The organism is Streptomyces sp. NPDC006140 (assembly GCF_040628815.1).
GTDB lineage: Bacteria > Actinomycetota > Actinomycetes > Streptomycetales > Streptomycetaceae > Streptomyces.
In genome coordinates this window covers 243,737-260,117 of record NZ_JBEXTS010000003.1, presented here as the reverse complement: position 1 = coordinate 260,117, position 16,381 = coordinate 243,737, and the positions used below count along the sequence as shown (strand labels likewise).

Below are 16,381 nucleotides of genomic sequence, written 5' to 3'. Positions count from 1 at the left end.
CACCCGCTCACCTGTTCCTGCGCGATCATGAAGGGTTCCTGGACGAGGATGGGATCGGAGGCGGTCCGGGCGGGGTATGCCGGATCTCACCTCGACGAGCGCGATGGAGGAAGAGCGATGGCACAGCTGCGACAAGAGGCGGACCCGGGTGAGGCGGGGCTGGATCCGGAGGCGCTGGGCCGCCTGGACCGGCACTTCGCAGGTCTGGTCGAGGCGGGGCGTCTGCCGGGCTTCCTCGTCTCCGTCGCCCGCGGCGGACGCGTCGCCCACCTCACCACGCACGGCCTGCGCGACATCGCGGCCGGGCTTCCCGTCGAGCCCGACACGCTGTGGCGGGTCTACTCCATGACGAAGCCCGTCACCGCGGTCGCCGCCCTGCTGCTGGTGGAGGAGGGCCGGCTGTCACTGGACGACCCGGTCGCCGACCACCTGCCGGCCTTCGCCGACCCGCGGGTGTACGTGAGCGGATCCGGGTCCGATGTGAAGACCCGCCCGGCCGCCGGGCCGATACTCGTCCGGCATCTGCTCACCCACACCTCGGGCCTGACCTTCGGCTTCTACCGCTCCCACCCCGTCGACGCCCTGTACCGCGCGGCCGGCCTGGAGTCGTCGGTGCCGCCGGGCGCGGACCTGGCCGAGACCATCGAGGTCTACGCGAGCCTGCCGCTGCAGTTCGAGCCGGGCACGGAGTGGAACTACTCGGTCGCCAGCAACGTCCTGGGCCGGGTCATCGAGGTGGTGTCCGGACAGCCGCTCGACGCGTTCTTCGCCGAGCGGATCTTCACGCCGCTCGGCATGACCGACGCGGGGTTCCACGTCACGGACGAGCAGGCGCCCCGGCTGTCCGAGATGTACGGGGAGAAGGAGGGCGGCGGCATCGAGCCGATCCCGGGGCTGCCGCTGCGGGGCCGGCCGCGGTTCCTGTCGGGCAGCGGCGGCATGGTCTGCTCCGCCCGCGACTACCACCGCTTCATGGAACTGCTGCGCCGCCGGGGCGAGTTGGACGGCGTCCGGCTGCTCGCCCCGGAGACGGTGGCGCTGATGACCCGCAACCACCTGCCCGGCGGGGCCGATCTGCGGGCCTTCGGCAGCCGGCCCGCCCATGACGAGCCCGGCAACGAAGGGGTCGGCTTCGGCCTCAACTGCTCCGTGGTGATCGACCCCTCCCGCACGCAGGCGCCGTCCGGGCTCGGCGCCTTCGGCTGGAGCGGGGTGGCCACGACGACGTTCTGGGTGGACCCGGGCCGCGACCTGACGGTTCAGTTCATGACGCAGGTGCGGCCCCGGACCTCGCACACGGTCTTCAAGGACCTCAAGCGGCTTCTCCACGAGGCCCTGACCGGCTGAACGCCGCTCACTTATCTACGCGGAGCGTGAACTCGATCCCGTCCCGGGCGAGTTCACGCAGCCACCGCTCGGACCGGTCGGCCGTCTCGGCGGCGCGGTTCAGGCCCGGCGGCAGGGAGCCGTCCAGGACGTGCCGGACGCCCAGGGCGAGGGTGCGCGACACGCAGCGGGCCATCGCGCTCTCCCCGGCGTCGCCCACCAGGTCCAGGAGGTAGCCGCCCGTCCAGGTCCGTCCCGCCTCGGCCCGCACCTCCAGGGACACGGCGAGCACGACCCGGTCGCGGTCGTCGTCCGTGGTGGGGTAGGCGGCGGCCAACTCCTGGGCCAGGGCCGTGATCCGGGCGTCGTCGCCGGTCTTCAGCTCCTCGAAGACGGCGTCCCAGGCGCGCAGCCAGCCCTCCAGGCGCAGGGTGCCGCGTACGAAGGTCCGCGGTGTCCAGGCGTCCGGCAGACCGTACTGGGCGACGAACGGGACGCTGTCGCGGTTGGGGTAGACCTCGAAGGTCTCCCCGTCGACGACGTGCCGCCGGGTCGCCTCCCACGGGCGCTCGGCGACGGTCTCGGCGCCGTCGTCGATGTAACGGGCCGGGGAGCGCAGGGCGTTGAGAACCCCCGTGGGTGCCCAGCTGAAGCGGTAGGTGAAGTCGTTCGGAACGGCGGGGACGCCGCCGCAGTACGAGGTGAGCGAGTACGAGGCGGGCGTCCCGTCGCCGACGGCCCGGCGGGCCCGGGCGACGAGGTCGTGCGCGAAGAGGTGGTCGATGCCCGGGTCGAGCCCGGCCTCGGTGAGGACGACGACCCCGGCCTTCTCGGCGGCGGGCACCTGCTCCAGCACCGCCTCCGACACATAGCTGGAGCACGCGAAGTGCGCGCCCAGCCGGACGCACTCGGCGAGCAGCGGGGCGTGTTCCGGCGCGGGCAGCATCGACACGACGACGTCGCCGGGCGCCAGTTCGGCGGCGAGGGCGGACAGCGTGCAGGCGCGGGGCTCGGCCCGCCCGGCCAGGCCCAGCCGGCCGAGGGCGTCGGCGGCGCGGCTCTCGGTGCGGTGCCAGAGCCGGACGCGCTCGGCCGTGTCGCACAGCGCGGCCAGGCCACTGCCGGTGGACAGTCCGGCGCCGATCCAGTGGACCGTGCCGCTCGCGGGTACCGGGTCAGAGGTCATGGGACTCCCCCTCGTCGAGACCGTGCTCGCGGGACGCCCGGCGGAACCGGTCCAGGCAGCGCGCCCACGCCCCGGAGACGCCGAAGTCGAGCAGGTGGGGCAGCAGCGCGGCCGAGAAGTCGGCGCTGGACTCCAGCGGCAGCAGGGAGGGCAGGTTGTCGATGGCGATCAGGTCGAGCGGCGGCTGTGCGCGCAGCCGCCGTACCGGCTCGTCCCAGCTGGTGGTCTCGTCGTACACCGGCAGGACGTTGAGCGGTGAGCCGACGTCGCACGTCACGTCGCACAGGGTGCGCAGCCGGCGGTCCGGGGTGTCGAGGTCCTGCTCGCGCAGGAAGGGCGGGACGGGGCTGGTGGCGAGCACCGCGTTCACCATCACGTCGTGCCGCAGCAGAGCGGCGCGGTCCAGGTCGCGGGTCTCGGCGAGGTCCCAGCAGGTGGGGTCCACTCCGGCGGTGGCGAAGGCCACGCGGGCGCCGCGGCCGCTGCGTCCCAGGGCGCCGACGACCAGGCCGGTGAAGTCGGCGTCGGCGTCGGCGGGCTTGAGGGTCTCGTCCAGTTCGTCCTTGGTGGTGGGCACGAGCGGCGCCCGCAGCCGGCCCCGGTGCTGCAGCACCGCCAGGGCCGCGCCCAGGTAGCCGGCCCAGAAGCCGAAGGCGGCGAGGCGCCGCCCGGAGTCGTCCACCAGGTACTCCAGGTCGAACAGCGCCCCGCCGCCGGCGGCGAACCGGCGCAGCAGGCCGGCCGCCCCCGGCTGCCCCTTGTAGGCGTGGCCGAAGAAGATGTGCCGGTGCGTCAGTCCGGCCGGTTCGTCGGGCAGTTCCTTCAAGCCGAGCACGACGGCGTCCGGGGGCGCCGTCACCCAGGAGCCCGCGGGGGCGACGCGGCAGCCGGCCGCCTGGTACTCCTCGATCGGGAAGACCCGCTGCGGGGACTCCTCGACGGTCAGTTCCACTCCGTTCTCGACGAGGCGCCGGGCGTCGTCGGGCACGACGGGTGTGCGTCGCTCGGTCGTGCGGGCCTCGTGGCGCAGCCACAGATGGAGCTCGGTCATACCGGGTGGGCCTCCGGACGTGAGGCGTCGGCCGCTGCGGGGCCGACGCTCAAGGGGCGGACGTCCACGAAGCGTACGCGGCCCGGCTAGGGGTCGCGCACGGATTCGCCCAGGTCACGTCGGGGAGGACCGGAACCTGCCGATTGCGGGTCCGGTGCCTCAGGAGGAGCTGACCACCGCGTCCAGATGGGGCAGGTGGTGGTCGAGGCGCTCCCGCTTGGTGCGCAGGTAGGTGATGTTGTTCTCGCACGGCGGGATCAGCAGCGGCACCTGCTCGGCGACGCGGATGCCGTGGTTCACCAGCGCCTCGCGCTTGCGCGGGTTGTTGGACATCAGGCGGACGGAGTTCACGCCCAGGTCGTCCAGGATCCGCGCGGCGACGCCGTAGTCCCGGGCGTCGACCGGCAGGCCGAGGGCGAGGTTGGCCTCGACGGTGTCCAGGCCCTCCGCCTGCAGGGCCATCGCGCGCAGCTTGGCCAGCAGGCCGATGCCGCGGCCCTCATGCCCTCTGAGGTAGACGACGACACCGGCGCCCTCGGCGACGACCGCGCGCAGGGCGGCGTCGAGCTGGTCGCCGCACTCGCAGTGCTGGGAGCCGAAGGCGTCGCCGGTCAGGCACTCCGAGTGCAGCCGGATGAGGACGTCCTCCGTGCCGATCTCGCCGTAGACCAGCGCCACCTGTTCGTCACCGCGGTCGTGGTCCAGGTAGCCGACCGCCTGGAATTTCCCGTACACGGTGGGCAAGGGGGCATTGACGACGCGTTCCACGCCGGTCCGCTGCGGGGACTTCTTGCCGAGTACGCCAATGTTTTCTGTCATGATTCTCGAGTTCCTAAGCAGAGACGAAAGGCCGTGGAGTTATGAGTGATCTGGTACCGGCGGACACCACGGAAGACATACGGACGCGAGGCGCCGGTGTCTCACGGCAGGTCGCGGTGCTTCCCGTGGGGAGCTTCGAGCAGCACGGTCCGTTCCTTCCGCTGGCGACCGACACGCTGGTGGCCTGTGCCGTCGCGCGGGAGATAGCCGGCGCGTACCCGGTGCACCTCCTTCCTCCGGTGACGATCTCGTGCTCGCACGAGCACGCGGCCTGGCCGGGGACCGTCAGCATCTCCTCGGTGACCCTTCATGCGGTGGTACGGGACATAGCGGATTCGCTCCGCCGGTCCGGGGTCGACGCCCTGGTGGTGGTCAACGGGCACGGCGGGAACTACGTGCTGGGCAATGTCGTTCAGGAGTCCTCCGCCCGCGGTGAGCGGATGGCGCTCTTCCCGGCCCCGGAGGACTGGGAGGCGGCGCGGGAGCGGGCGGGTGTGGTCACCTCGCTGCTCACCGACATGCACGCGGGGGAAATTGAGACCTCCATCCTTCTGCACGCTCATCCCGAAATGCTCCGTCCCGGTTATGAGACCTCCGATTTCGTCGCCGACGACCGGCGTCATCTGCTGACCCTCGGCATGTCCGGCTATACCGATTCCGGTGTCATCGGCCGTGCTTCGCTGGGTTCGGCGGAAAAAGGGAAGGAACTCCTGGCGAGCCTGGCGGAATCCTTCGGGGCGTATTTCTCGTTGCTGACCTCCGACGGGTAGTCACCTTCCGGTGCGGGGCCGGGTCCGAGGGCCGGTGCGGCGGCCCGGGGCCCGGTGCGCAGTCCGGCGTACCAGCGGGCGACGAGCACGATCAGGCCGGGCAGGCTGGCCACGAGGCTGAGCACCCCGTAGACGACCGCGACGGCGAGTCCCCGGCCGGCGCCGAGACCGGCGGCGCCGAACGCCCAGGCGGTGACGCCCTCCCGGGGCCCCCAGCCGCCGACGTTCAGCGGCAGCCCCATGGCCAGCAGCGCCAGCACCGCGAGCGGCACCAGGACGGCCACGGAGGCGGCGGCTCCGGCGACGCGGGCGGCGAGGACGAACATGGCGACGTAACCTGCCAGGACCACCACGGAGGAGACAACCACCCCGGGCCCGTTGCGCCGGGACAGCAGCCCTTCGCGCGCCTCGGCGAGGGTCGCGCGCAGCTTCCGGCCCCGGCGGGAGGGTGCCGCCCGGTTCATGCGCAGGGCGAGGACGACGGCGAGTGCGCCGAGTGCGGCCAGGGCCGCGAGCGGGGCGACGTGCCGGGCCTCGTCGAGCACCGGGGACGGCATGGTCAGCAGGACCACGGCCCCGACGGCGAACAGCGCGAGCTGCCCGGCGGCCCGTTCGAGTACGACCGCCTTCACGCCCCGCCGCAGATCCCCCTCGCTCTGCCCGTGCCGCACGGCCCGGTGCACGTCGCCGAGGACACCGCCGGGCAGGGCTGCGTTCAGGAACAGCGCGCGGTAGTAGTCGGCGACGGCCGGCCCGAACGGCAGCCGGATGCGCAGCCCCCGGGCCACGAGCGCCCAGCGCCATGCGCTGAACACCGTGGTGACGAGCCCGATCCCGAGCGCGAGCAGCAGCGTCACCGCGTCGATCCGGCGCAGCCCGTCCAGGAAGACGCCGGTACCGAGCCGCCAGAACAGCACACCGATGATGGCGACACCGGCGAGGGTCCCGAGGTGCGTACGGACCTGGCGCGAACCGAGCCGGGCGAGGGCGGCACGGAGGGAGCCGGGCGACGGGGAGCCGGCCGGGGCGCGGCCGGACTCCGGGGCGGTCGCGGGGGCTTCGACGGCGGTGACGTGGGTGGGAGATCCCGAGCCGGTGCGGGTGCCGGTGCTGCTGTCGATGCCGGTGCCGACACCGGTGGCCGGCGCTCGATCGGCACTCCGGCGCGACGGCTCGGGGGCCGACGCCGGTGCCAGGACCGAGGCCGAGGCCGGTGCCGGGACCGAGGCCGAGGCCGAGGCCGGGACCGAGGCCGAGGCCGGTGCCGGGACCGAGGCCGGTGCCTGCACCGATTCGGCGGCCGAAGCCGACGTCGGTGCGGCGGCCGGCGTCGGCCGCTCGCGCACCGGAGTCAGCACGCCCCGGGGGGCCACCCGCGTCCCCGTCGCCTGTGGACTCATGACGCTCCGCCCACCGGGCGGCACAGGGCCAGGAGGTCGGTGTGGTGGACGGTGACGCGCAACTCGCCCGCGGCGCAGGCGGCCAGACGGTCGGCCAGGTAGGCCTCGGCGGGCACGCGCAGGTCGGGGCGCTGCTCGACGGCGGCGCCGACCCAGCCGCGCAGCCACTGCTCGGTCAGCGCGGCCTGCTCGGGGCCGAGCCGCCAGGGGCTCGGGTGCAGCCGCACCGTGGCGCCCTGTTCGGAGAACGCCTCGGCCGCCGCCGTGACCGCGTCGGGGCCGAGCAGTCCGTCGCGGCGCTGGTGGTCGTTGAACGCCTGGGCGATCTCCGCGTCCAGCGGGTGGGACGGGGTCAGCTCCACGCGCCCGGCGACGGACAGCGTCAGCAGGGCGGGGCAGCCGGCTCCGGCGCAGGCGGCGGCGAGGGTGTCGAGTTCCTCGCGGGTGAGGACGTCCAGCAGGGCGGACGCCGTCACCAGGGACGCGCCCTGCAGGGCGTCCGGGGTGAGGCGGGCCACGTCACCGCGCCGCGTCTCCGTGCTGACCCGGCTGCCGTCGGCGGCGGAACGCGGGGAGGCGACGGCGGCGAAGTGCAGCAGATAGGGGTCGCGGTCGTGCAGGATCCAGTGCTGGGCGCCGTCCAGGCGGGGGGCGAGCCAGCGGCCCATCGAGCCGGTGCCGCAGCCCAGGTCGTGGATGACGACGCCGCCCGACTTGCCCGGCAGGTTGGCGAGCCGGATGCGCAGCGGGTCGAGCAGGTCGTGCGCCCGCGCGGCGGCGTCGGCGGGCTCCCGCAGCTCCAGCCACTCGGGCGCGTAGCGGGGCGGGTCGTCGGGCCCGGCCTCACGCAGCTTCACGGTGGGCCGCGATCCGGCTGCCGGGACACTGGGCCCGGCACCCGGGATGACCGCGCCGGGTGCCTGTCCCAGCGCCGAAGTACCGCCGGAACCCGCGCCCTCGGCCATCACGCCGACAGCCTGTCCCACCGCCGAAGTGCCACCGGAACCCGCGCCCCCGGCCACCACGCCGGGTGCCTGTCCCACCACGGACGTGCCGCCGGAATCCACGCTTCCGGCCACCGTCCCGACAGCCTGCCCCACCACGGACGTGCCGCCGGGGCCCGCGCCCGGCATCACGCCGTCCATCGACTCGGCGGTCTGCCGCGGCCCGGGCTGGGCCGGGATCGTGCCGCTCTGCTGGGTCGTCACCGGGTTCGTCATGCGGCCCTCCGGGGTTCGGTCGGGAGCCGGCGCAGGACCGCCGCCAGGCTCTGTGCGGTCGTCGCCCAGCCGTCGAGGGCGGCGCGGCGGCCGCGGGCGGCGGCCTTGAGGCGACGCCGTACGTCCGCCTCGCCGAACCAGCCGCGCAGTTCGGCGGCGATGGCGGCGGGGTTCTCCGGCGGGACGAGGATGCCGGGCACCCCGCCGTCGGGGGCTCGCCCGACCGCCTCGGGGACGCCGCCGACGTCCGTGGCCAGCACGGGGATGCCGCGGGCCAGCGCCTCGGTCACCGCCATGCCGTACGTCTCGGCGTACGAGGTGAGGACCATCAGGTCGGCGGTGGCATAACTGGCGTCGAGCGCCGGGCCGGAGCGCGGGCCCGCCAGCTCCAGCCGGTCCTCCAGGCCGTGCGTGCGGATGAGGGACCGCAGGTGGGCGACGTACTCCGGGTCCTGGGTGAGGCTGCCGACGCAGACGCAGCTCCACGGCAGGTCGGTCACCGCGGCCAGTGCCTCCACCAGCCGGTGCTGGCCCTTGCGCGGGGTCACGGCGGCCACGCACAGCAGCCGCGACACACCGTCGGTGCCGGGCGCGAGGGGCGCGATGTCGGCTCCGGGGGCGGCGACGTGGACGCGCTCCGGGGGCAGGCCGTGGTGGGAGACCAGGCGGCGGACGGCCCAGTCGCTGGTGGCGATCACCGCGGGCACGGCCCGCAGCACCGCCCGTTCCTTGGCGTCGAGTTCGGCGGCGACCGCCGCGTCGAGCCCGGTCTCGTCGCCGAGCGGGAGGTGGACGAGCACGGCCATGCGCAGCCGTTCCGCCTCCGGCACCACGATCTCCGGCACGCCGCAGGCCACCAGCCCGTCGAGCAGGACGGCGGCGCCGTCCGGCAATCCGGCCAGGGCGCGGGCGAGTTCGGTGCGGGCCGCCGCGGACGGCCGGGGCCAGTCACCGGCGACGGCGTGCTTGGTCACCTGCCAGCCGAAGCCGGGCAGGTCCAGGCACACGCGCCGGTCGTAGGCGTTGCCGCCGCTGGGTGTCGCCGGGTCGTCGACGCCGCCGGGCAGCACGAAGTGCACGGTGCGCAGGGACATGGGGATGATCTCGGCGTTCTTCAGGGCGGCGTGCTGCACGGGCACGTAGTTGAGCCGCGCCGGTGCCTCTCCGGCCGGCCCGGGCCGCTCGATGGTCGTGTCGGTCACAGCGCACGCTCGTAACTCGCCCAGGCGATGTGCGACTCGTGCAGGGTGACGGTGAGGCCCGCGATGCCCTTGGCGCCCTCGCCCAGCGCCCCCTTGTGGATGCGCTCGGCGAGCCGGTCGGCGATGACCTTGGCGAGGAACTCCGTGGAGGTGTTGACCCCGGCGAAGTCGGGCTCGTTGTCGAGGTTGCGGTAGTTCAGCTCGCTGACGACCGCCCCGAGTTCCTGGGTGGCCAGCCCGATGTCGACGACGATGTTGTCCTCGTCCAGCTGTTCACGCCGGAATGTGGCGTCCACGAGGAACGTGGCCCCGTGCAGACGCTGCGCCGGGCCGAAGACCTCGCCGCGGAAGCTGTGGGCGATCATGATGTGATCGCGGACGGTGATGCTGAACAACGGACGACCCTCCAGGTGCGGCGCGTCTGCTTCCCCGGTGATGGCCGCCGGGGATGCCGTGTAGTACGGCTGGCTGCCTTCCCTTGTTCAGCCTCGGGTACGTCTTTTCTCAGGTCAGGCGCTCTTGTCGTGGCCGATGTCGTACCGGATGGAACGAATCGTCAGCCGATGTGTCAATCGCTCTCGTCGTAGCGGACGCGGTGGCACAGGGCGGGGATCTCGCCCGAGGCGAGCTTCGGCAGCACGTCGGGCAGGTCCTCGAAGGCGGATTCGCCGGTGACGAGGGCGTCGAGCGCGGGGTCGGCGAGCAGGTCGAGGGCGAGGGCGAGCCGGTCGGCGTAGCTGCGGCCGGGGCGGGCCGGGGAGACGGTGCCGACCTGGCTGCTGCGGATGACCAGGCGCCGGGAGTGGAAGGCCTCGCCGAGGGGCAGGCTCACCTGCCGGTCGCCGTACCAGCTCAGTTCGACGACGGTGCCCTCGGCGGTGAGGAGTTCCAGGGAGCGGGCGAGGCCCTGCTCGGTGGCGCTGGCGTGGACGACCAGGTCGCATTCACCGAGGGCGTCCTGCGGGGAGGCGAAGCCGACGCCCAGGGCCTTGGCGATGTCCGCCCGGCCCGGGTCGGCGTCGACCAACTGGACGCGGACGCCGGGGAACCGGGCGAGCAGGGCGGCGACCGAGCAGCCGACCATGCCGCCGCCGACCACGGCGATCCGGTCGCCGAGCAGGGGCGCGGCGTCCCACAGGGCGTTGACGGCGGTCTCCACGGTCCCGGCGAGCACGGCCCGTTCGGCCGGCACGGTGTCGGGCACGGGTGTGACGGCGCTCGCCGGGACGACGTACCGGGTCTGGTGCGGGTAGAGGCAGAACACCGTACGGCCGGCGAGCGCCTCGGGTCCCTCCTCCACCACTCCGACGTTGAGGTAGCCGTATTTCACCGGGCCCGGGAAGTCGCCCTCCTGGAACGGCGCCCGCATGGCCGTGTGCTGGCTGACCGGTACGCCGCCGCGGAAGACGAGCGTCTCGGTGCCGCGGCTCACGCCGGAGAACAGCGTGCGGACCAGCACCTCGCCCTCGCCGGGCGCGGGCAGGGCGACGTCCCGGATCGCGCCTCGCCCAGGCGAGTCGATCCAGAACGCACGTCCGGTGTGCTTCATCGAAGTCCTCCTGAACGATCGGGAAGCTGCTTGCGTACCGAGGGGTGCACAGGCCGCGCACAAGGTAGCGGCGTTGATCGACTCTGTCACACGGCCGGAGGGTGTTCGGTGGCCCTGAACAACACTTACGACGCGAGGCTCGTCCAGCAGGAGACCGCCCTGGGGGCGGGTGTGCAGGTCCTGCTGCTGGCCCTGATCGGCACGGCGATCGGGATGGGCCCGGCGGGCTGGCTGACCGGCCTCGCGTTCGCGTTCGCCACCTGGGCGGTGCTCTCCCGGGCCCTGCACCGCTCGCGGCTGCGCTCCTTCGGCGCGGCGAACCGGGTCACCCTCGGCCGGGCCACCCTCGTCGGCGGCGTCACCGCGCTGGTCGCGGACTCCTTCCAGAGTTCGCCGCCCGTGTCGTTGTTCGTCGGTCTCACGGCGGTGGCGCTGATCCTCGACGGGGTCGACGGCAAGGTGGCGCGCCGCACCGGCACCTCGACGCCGCTGGGCGCGCGCTTCGACATGGAGGTCGACGCGTTCCTGATCCTGGTGCTCAGCGTGTACGTGTCCATGCAACTGGGCCCGTGGGTGCTGCTGATCGGCGGCATGCGGTACGTCTTCGTCGCCGCCGCCCGCGTCTGGCCGTGGCTGACCGCCGCGCTGCCGCCGAGCACCGCCCGCAAGACGGTCGCGGCGCTCCAGGGCGTGCTCCTGCTGCTGGCGGGTGCCGATCTGCTGCCGTACGCGGCCAACTTCGGGGTCGCGGCCCTGGCGCTGGGCCTGCTGGTGTGGTCGTTCGGGCGGGACGTGCTGTGGCTGTACCGGACCTCGCGGGTCGAGGAGGCCCCGGCTCCCCGGCAGGTGCGCGAGCTGGTCGCGGGCTGACGCCCGGGCCGGTCAGGAGTCGAACCGGCCGCGCGCCGACTCGATGTGCCCGAGGTACTGGTGGGTCCAGCCGCAGATCGCGTCGACCGTGGCGCGCAGGGCCCGGCCCGGCTCGGTCAGCGTGTACTCGACCTTGGGCGGCACGGTGGGGTGCACCTCGCGGTCGACCAGGCCGTTGCGCTCCAGCATCCGCAGGTTCTGGGTCAGCATCTTGTGGCTGACGCCCTCCACCTCGTTCCGCAACTCGCTGAAGCGCAGGGTGCGGTCGCCGAGGGCCTCGATGATCAGAAGCGCCCACTTGTTGGCCACGTCGGAGAAGATCTCCCGGGCCAGGGAGTCCGCCCGCCGGAGGTCCGCGTTCTCGGGCAGGTCCCTCAACTGCTTGGTCACCATCGGGTTCCCCAGTCACTGAAAAGTGCGTTCTTCCAGGTCGGCCGTCACTCTCCTACGGTTTCCGAGTAACCGCAAGAGAGCGCGGATACGCGCTCGACGGAAGGACGGGAACCATGACCACCCTCGACGTCTACGACCACGGCATACCGGCGGAGAGCCACTTCGGCTACGCGCAGGCGATCCGGTCCGGCGAGCTGATCCATGTCTCCGGCCAGCTCTCGTTCGACGAGGCGGGCGGCTTCGACCCGGCGGACGACCTCGCCGCCCAGCTCGAGCAGACGTATGTGAACATCGACCGGGTCCTGGCCCACTACGGCGTGACGCGCCGCCAGATCGTGTCCCAGACGCTGTACGTGGTGGACCTGGTGCGCAACGCCGAGGTGGTGGCAGAGGGCAACCGGGCGTACTTCGGCACCCACCGCCCGGTCAGCACGGCCCTGGGCGTCACCGAACTGACCTTCCCCGGGCAGCTCGTCGAGATCAGCTGCGTGGCCGACACCCGGCTGCCCGCCTGAACCGGCCGGTCAGCGTCGCGTTCCGGTGCCCACGAGGGTCCGCTCGTAGGGGTCGAGGAGGACGCCCCGGACCCTGGTGGAGACGCCGGCGATGATCCGCTGGTGCGCCAGCGGCACCACCGCGTCCGTGCCGAGGACGGCTGCCTCCGCGGCCATGGCGGCGTCCTGCCGCTCGCCGGTGCCGTCGGTCCGGTCGGCCGCGGCGACGGCCCGGTCGACCTTCTTGTCGCACAGCAGGGCGAGGTTGTAGCCGCCGTCGCAGGTGTAGTCACTGGCCAGGATGCCGACGGGATCGCCGGTGTCCAGGAGGCTGTTGCGGGCGCCGATGAACGCGTCGAACTTCCCGGCGAGCGCGTCGCTCTCCAGGCGCGAGTACTCGCGCACCTCCAGCTTCACCGTGAAGCCGGCCTTCTGGAGCTGCTGTTGCACGACCTGGGCGACCTCGGGGAGTTCGGGCCGGTTGTCGTAGGTGGCGAGGGTGATCGACGTACCGTCGGGCCGGGCGGGCTTCGCGCGTCCCGCCGGCTTCACCCGCTTGCTCTCGGCCCAGGTGACGGCGGGGCCGTAGATCCCGGCGCCCGGGTCGGCGTACCCCTCGAAGACGCCCTTGACGAGGGCGGCGGAGTCGATCGCGCTGCGGGCGGCGGCGCGCAGCCCCGGGTCCTTGAAGGGGCCGGTCCTGGTGTTGAGCTGCAGGCTGGTGGTCCGGGTGGTGCCGGCTTCCTTGAGGGTGGCCTTGTCGAGGGTGGCGGCCTGGGCCACGGGGATCGCCTCGGCGATGTCGACGTCGCCGGTGCGTACGGCGTTGGCGCGCGCGGTGCCGTCCTTGACGAAGCGCGCGTCGACGCCGGCGGCCTGGGCGCGGCCGCCCCAGTAGTCGTCGTAACGGTCGAGGGTGGCGGAGCTGCCGCCGTCGACCTTGGTGATCTCGAAGGGTCCGGTGGCGTGGCCGACCGGGTCGGGGCGGTCCGTCTTGCCGTACGCCTTCGGGGAGAGGATCGCCAGGCTCGGGCTGGACAGCCGCATGGGCAGCACGGGGTCGGGGGCCGCGGTGGTGATGCGCAGGCCGCGGTCGCCGTCGGCCCGCGCGCTGAGGGTGACGCCGGCGAGCGCGGCGGGCGCGGGCTTCGCCCGCGTGGCGTGGGTGAGGGCGGCGGCCACGGCGGACGGGGTGACGTCCGTGCCGTCCTGGAAGGTGGCCTCGCGCAGGGTGAAGCGCCAGGTGCGGCCGTTCTCACGGCGCCAGGAGGAGGCGAGCGCGGGGGCCGCGGCACCGTTGGCGTCCAGGGCGGTCAGGCCCTCGGTGACGCCGAGACGGCTGAGCAGCGTGGCGTCGGCGCCGTACGGCGAGAAGTTCTCGGCGGGCGGGAAGGCGAGGGCGACACGCAGCCGGGAGCCCGACCGGCCGTCGTCCGACGGCGACTCCCCTCCGGGGGAGGCGAAGCAGCCGGCCAGGCACGGGACGAGGGCGAGGGCGGCGAGGATCCGGGAACGGGGCTTGATGCTGAGGTCACGCACTTGCACAGCATATGCATCAAGGGGAAACCGCCGATCAACCGGGGGACGGACGAGGGAAGACGCCGCCAAATCCCATACGGCCGAAGCGATTTGACAGTCCGACACGCACTCCTCGAACCTAACCACATGACATCCATTTTCAAAAAGGCGGGTGGGTTGTGAGGGTCGCGTTCGTCGGCAAGGGAGGCAGCGGCAAGACGACGCTGTCGGCGCTGTTCTCCCGCCACCTGGCGCGCTCCGGCGCCCCGGTCCTCGCCATCGACGGCGACATCAACCAGCACCTGGCCGAGGCCCTCGGCGGCGAGGAGAAGCCCGCCCCGCCGCTGGGCGCCCACCTGCCCCGCATCAAGGACTACCTGCGGGGCACCAACCCGCGCATCCCCTCCCCCGAGGCGATGATCAAAACGACCCCGCCGGGCCGCGGCTCCCGCCTGCTGCGCCCGCTCGGCGACGACGAACTGCACGCGCGGCACCTCGGCCGGGCCGGCGGCATCCCCCTCATGGTCACGGGCGAGTTCGACGAGTCCGACCTCGGCGTGGCCTGCTACCACTCCAAGCTCGGCGCGGTCGAACTGTACCTGGGCCACCTGGTGGACGGGCCCGGCGAGTACGTCGTGGTCGACATGACGGCGGGCGCGGACGCCTTCGCCTCGGGCCTCTTCACCCGCTTCGACATCACCTTCCTGGTGGCGGAACCCACCCGCAAGGGCGTCTCGGTCTACCGCCAGTACCGCGACCACGCGGAGCAGTTCGGCATCCGCGTCGCGGTCATCGGCAACAAGGTGACCTGCGAGGACGACCTCCTCTTCCTCAAGGAGGAGGTGGGGGACGACCTGCTGACCCACCTGGAGCAGTCGCCCTGGGTCCGCGCGGCGGAGCAGGGCAGGGAGCGAGGCGAGCTGGAACCCACAACCGGCACGCCCTGAACATCCTGCGCGAGACGGTCGACTCCCACGTCCGCGATTGGACCCGGCTCCACCGCCACGCGGTCGAGTTCCACCTGCGCAACGCCCGCGCCTGGGCGGACGCCCGCACGGGCGAGGACCTGGCGGCGCAGGTGGACCCGGAGTTCGTCCCCGGCGGCCCAGCCACCGCCTGACCCCGCCCCCATCCCACACCCCGCTCCCCGCTCCCCGCTCCCCGACAACCAGACAGGAAACCCCCCTCATGTCTCTCGACGTATCCGACCGGCTCCTCGCCGAAGCCGAACGCGGCGACATCCGCGAGGAGGACTTCGTGGACACGGTCCGCACGTCCCTCCCCTACGCCTACGACCTGATCGCCTCCCTCGCCGCCGACCTGAACGCCGGTCAGGCGGAGTTCACGGACAACCAGACCCCTCCCCCGTCCGAGCAGGAACGCGGCCAGCTCCTGCGCGCCCTCGCCAGCGACGCGATCCGCTCCAGCCTGGAGCGCCACTTCGGCATCGCCCTGGCCTTCCAGAACTGCCACCGCGTGGCGGCGTTCCGCCCGGAGTCCCGGAACGGCGAGACGTACACCCGCTTCACGTCCGCCCGCTCCCAGATCCTGAACCAGTCACCGGAGTTCAGGGACTGCTGACGCCGTCGAGGAAGGCGACCAGGGCTGCCACGAACGCCCCCGGATCGTCCAACCAGGGGAAGTGCGCGACCCCGCTCTGCACCACCGCCTCAGCCCTCGGGAAGAGCCCCGCGTACTCCTTCATCACGCGCGCGGGCGCGGCAACGTCGTACTCCCCGGCGAGGACGAGCACCGGTGAGGGGAACGCGGCGAGGGCGGTCCGGGTGGCTCCGGGGTCGAAGGCGCCGTCGGAGGCGTAGCGGGCGGCGGCATCGCCGTTGCGCTGCTCTTCCTCAGCCGCGCGGAAGGCCCGCGCCCTTTCGTCCCACTGCCCGTACCAGAACGGCGCGACGGCCGCCCAGTCCCCGTCCGCCGCCCGGCCGGCCGTGATCGCCTCCATGGACGCGTACGCCGGGGCGAACCACGGTTCGCCCCGGCGCAGGCGAGCGGTCTCCAGCCGGTCCTCGGCGGTGATGTCGAGCCCGACGGCGAAGACGCTGGGCGTGACGAGGGCGAGGCGCCCCACGCGGTCGGGATGGCGGGCCGCGTACAGGACCGCCAGGTTCGCACCGGCGGAGTGCCCGAGCAGGTCCAGCCGCTCCAGGCCCAGTTCCTTCCGGAGCGCCTCGACGTCCTCGACCTGCCGGTCACAGCGGTACGACGCCGCGTCCCCCGGCACCGCCGACCGGCCCGTACCCCGGAGGTCCAGCCGGATCAGGGTCCGGTGGGCGGTCAGACCACCGAGGTCCCCCAGGTAGACGGAGTCCTGCATGGGGCCGCCCGGGAGACAGACCAGGGGCGGGCCGTCTCCCGCCACGTGGTAGGCGAGGGTGGTGCCGTCGGGGGCGGTGAAGGCGGGCATGGGCGGGAGACTGACAGTTGGTGGCGTGTGGGGCAACCGGATACCGGAAGGCCCCTGCAACTCCGGTGTCCGGTCTGCCGGTTGGCATGATCCAGCGCTCATCACTAGGCTCACACTCGCTGCGCACCTTCCCGGAGGGTACGAGGCGGTGTCCACGGTCC

Annotated in this window: 15 protein-coding genes and 2 pseudogenes; 6 read left to right on the top strand and 11 right to left on the bottom strand. The window is 73.2% G+C overall.

Annotation, left to right across the window (positions count from 1 at the left end; translation table 11 throughout):
* Positions 1–117 precede the first annotated feature (117 nt).
* Positions 118–1,347, top strand: coding sequence for a serine hydrolase domain-containing protein (locus ABZ386_RS10590; protein ID WP_358964575.1), 1,230 nt, complete (start codon positions 118–120; stop codon positions 1,345–1,347).
* A gap of 7 nt (positions 1,348–1,354) precedes the next feature.
* On the opposite strand, the gene ABZ386_RS10585 is transcribed toward ABZ386_RS10590, so the two are convergent.
* The 3 genes from ABZ386_RS10585 to ribA all read right to left on the bottom strand — a co-directional run bounded on the left by ABZ386_RS10585 (position 1,355) and on the right by ribA (position 4,382).
* Positions 1,355–2,512, bottom strand: a complete 1,158-nt coding sequence (locus ABZ386_RS10585; RefSeq protein ID WP_358964574.1) for a saccharopine dehydrogenase family protein — start codon at positions 2,510–2,512, stop codon at positions 1,355–1,357.
* The gene (locus ABZ386_RS10580; protein ID WP_351334116.1) at positions 2,502–3,563 is read right to left on the bottom strand and encodes a saccharopine dehydrogenase; all 1,062 of its coding nucleotides are present in this window, start codon (positions 3,561–3,563) and stop codon (positions 2,502–2,504) included. Before ABZ386_RS10580 ends, ABZ386_RS10585 begins: the two co-directional genes overlap by 11 nt.
* Positions 3,564–3,722: 159 nt before the next feature.
* Entirely contained in the window at positions 3,723–4,382 is a 660-nt protein-coding gene (gene ribA / locus ABZ386_RS10575) for a GTP cyclohydrolase II (RefSeq protein ID WP_114256433.1), read from the bottom strand.
* Between the two features lie 41 nt (positions 4,383–4,423).
* On the opposite strand from ribA, the gene ABZ386_RS10570 reads away from it, so the two are divergent.
* Complete coding sequence (locus tag ABZ386_RS10570) at positions 4,424–5,152, top strand: creatininase family protein (RefSeq protein ID WP_351334119.1); 729 nt, start codon at positions 4,424–4,426, stop codon at positions 5,150–5,152.
* 155 nt (positions 5,153–5,307) lie between these two features.
* Here the strand turns inward: ABZ386_RS10570 and ABZ386_RS10565 are convergent.
* The 5 genes and pseudogenes from ABZ386_RS10565 to ABZ386_RS10545 all read right to left on the bottom strand — a co-directional run.
* Positions 5,308–6,552, bottom strand: a pseudogene (locus ABZ386_RS10565) (lysylphosphatidylglycerol synthase transmembrane domain-containing protein); the annotation flags it as partial.
* Positions 6,549–7,517, bottom strand: a complete 969-nt coding sequence (locus ABZ386_RS10560) for a class I SAM-dependent methyltransferase (RefSeq protein WP_351334235.1) — start codon at positions 7,515–7,517, stop codon at positions 6,549–6,551. The pseudogene ABZ386_RS10565 and the gene ABZ386_RS10560, both read right to left, overlap by 4 nt.
* Positions 7,518–7,768: 251 nt before the next feature.
* On the bottom strand, positions 7,769–8,974 hold the full coding sequence (locus ABZ386_RS10555; RefSeq protein WP_358839184.1) for a glycosyltransferase family 4 protein: 1,206 nt from the start codon (positions 8,972–8,974) through the stop codon (positions 7,769–7,771).
* Entirely contained in the window at positions 8,971–9,369 is a 399-nt protein-coding gene (locus tag ABZ386_RS10550) for a 6-carboxytetrahydropterin synthase (protein ID WP_010043117.1), read from the bottom strand. Before ABZ386_RS10550 ends, ABZ386_RS10555 begins: the two co-directional genes overlap by 4 nt.
* Positions 9,370–9,542: 173 nt before the next feature.
* Positions 9,543–10,523: a zinc-binding alcohol dehydrogenase gene (locus ABZ386_RS10545; protein WP_351334122.1), complete on the bottom strand. Its 981-nt coding sequence runs from the start codon at positions 10,521–10,523 to the stop codon at positions 9,543–9,545.
* A 108-nt stretch (positions 10,524–10,631) separates the two neighbouring features.
* On the opposite strand from ABZ386_RS10545, the gene ABZ386_RS10540 reads away from it, so the two are divergent.
* On the top strand, positions 10,632–11,393 hold the full coding sequence (locus ABZ386_RS10540; protein ID WP_351334124.1) for a CDP-alcohol phosphatidyltransferase family protein: 762 nt from the start codon (positions 10,632–10,634) through the stop codon (positions 11,391–11,393).
* Between the two features lie 12 nt (positions 11,394–11,405).
* Here the strand turns inward: ABZ386_RS10540 and ABZ386_RS10535 are convergent, their stop codons facing one another.
* Complete coding sequence (locus ABZ386_RS10535; protein WP_031118543.1) at positions 11,406–11,786, bottom strand: helix-turn-helix domain-containing protein; 381 nt, start codon at positions 11,784–11,786, stop codon at positions 11,406–11,408.
* Between the two features lie 113 nt (positions 11,787–11,899).
* Here ABZ386_RS10535 and ABZ386_RS10530 point away from each other — a divergent pair, with 113 nt between their 5' ends.
* The gene (locus ABZ386_RS10530; RefSeq protein WP_351334128.1) at positions 11,900–12,301 is read left to right on the top strand and encodes a RidA family protein; all 402 of its coding nucleotides are present in this window, start codon (positions 11,900–11,902) and stop codon (positions 12,299–12,301) included.
* A gap of 9 nt (positions 12,302–12,310) precedes the next feature.
* On the opposite strand, the gene ABZ386_RS10525 is transcribed toward ABZ386_RS10530, so the two are convergent.
* Positions 12,311–13,825, bottom strand: coding sequence for an ABC transporter substrate-binding protein (locus tag ABZ386_RS10525; protein WP_358964572.1), 1,515 nt, complete (start codon positions 13,823–13,825; stop codon positions 12,311–12,313).
* Positions 13,826–13,977: 152 nt separating this feature from the next.
* On the opposite strand from ABZ386_RS10525, the pseudogene ABZ386_RS10520 reads away from it, so the two are divergent.
* Positions 13,978–14,918: pseudogene (locus ABZ386_RS10520) on the top strand (ATP-binding protein).
* A gap of 68 nt (positions 14,919–14,986) precedes the next feature.
* A complete protein-coding gene (locus ABZ386_RS10515) occupies positions 14,987–15,379 on the top strand; it encodes an SCO5389 family protein (RefSeq protein ID WP_351334136.1) in 393 nt (130 codons plus the stop codon).
* On the opposite strand, the gene ABZ386_RS10510 is transcribed toward ABZ386_RS10515, so the two are convergent.
* On the bottom strand, positions 15,366–16,220 hold the full coding sequence (locus ABZ386_RS10510; RefSeq protein WP_358964570.1) for an alpha/beta hydrolase: 855 nt from the start codon (positions 16,218–16,220) through the stop codon (positions 15,366–15,368). The genes ABZ386_RS10515 and ABZ386_RS10510 overlap by 14 nt on opposite strands.
* Positions 16,221–16,381 lie beyond the last annotated feature (161 nt).

Bases quoted from the DNA above. Each gene is read 5' to 3' on its own strand.
- ABZ386_RS10570 (WP_351334119.1), top strand. From the start codon at position 4,424: ATGAGTGATCTGGTACCGGCGGACACCACGGAAGACATACGGACGCGA.
- ABZ386_RS10535 (WP_031118543.1), bottom strand. From the start codon at position 11,786: ATGGTGACCAAGCAGTTGAGGGACCTGCCCGAGAACGCGGACCTCCGG.
- ABZ386_RS10545 (WP_351334122.1), bottom strand. From the start codon at position 10,523: ATGAAGCACACCGGACGTGCGTTCTGGATCGACTCGCCTGGGCGAGGC.
- ABZ386_RS10585 (WP_358964574.1), bottom strand. From the start codon at position 2,512: ATGACCTCTGACCCGGTACCCGCGAGCGGCACGGTCCACTGGATCGGC.
- ABZ386_RS10515 (WP_351334136.1), top strand. From the start codon at position 14,987: ATGTCTCTCGACGTATCCGACCGGCTCCTCGCCGAAGCCGAACGCGGC.
- ABZ386_RS10510 (WP_358964570.1), bottom strand. From the start codon at position 16,220: ATGCCCGCCTTCACCGCCCCCGACGGCACCACCCTCGCCTACCACGTG.
- ABZ386_RS10580 (WP_351334116.1), bottom strand. From the start codon at position 3,563: ATGACCGAGCTCCATCTGTGGCTGCGCCACGAGGCCCGCACGACCGAG.
- ABZ386_RS10560 (WP_351334235.1), bottom strand. From the start codon at position 7,517: ATGGCCGAGGGCGCGGGTTCCGGCGGTACTTCGGCGCTGGGACAGGCA.
- ribA (WP_114256433.1), bottom strand. From the start codon at position 4,382: ATGACAGAAAACATTGGCGTACTCGGCAAGAAGTCCCCGCAGCGGACC.
- ABZ386_RS10530 (WP_351334128.1), top strand. From the start codon at position 11,900: ATGACCACCCTCGACGTCTACGACCACGGCATACCGGCGGAGAGCCAC.
- ABZ386_RS10590 (WP_358964575.1), top strand. From the start codon at position 118: ATGGCACAGCTGCGACAAGAGGCGGACCCGGGTGAGGCGGGGCTGGAT.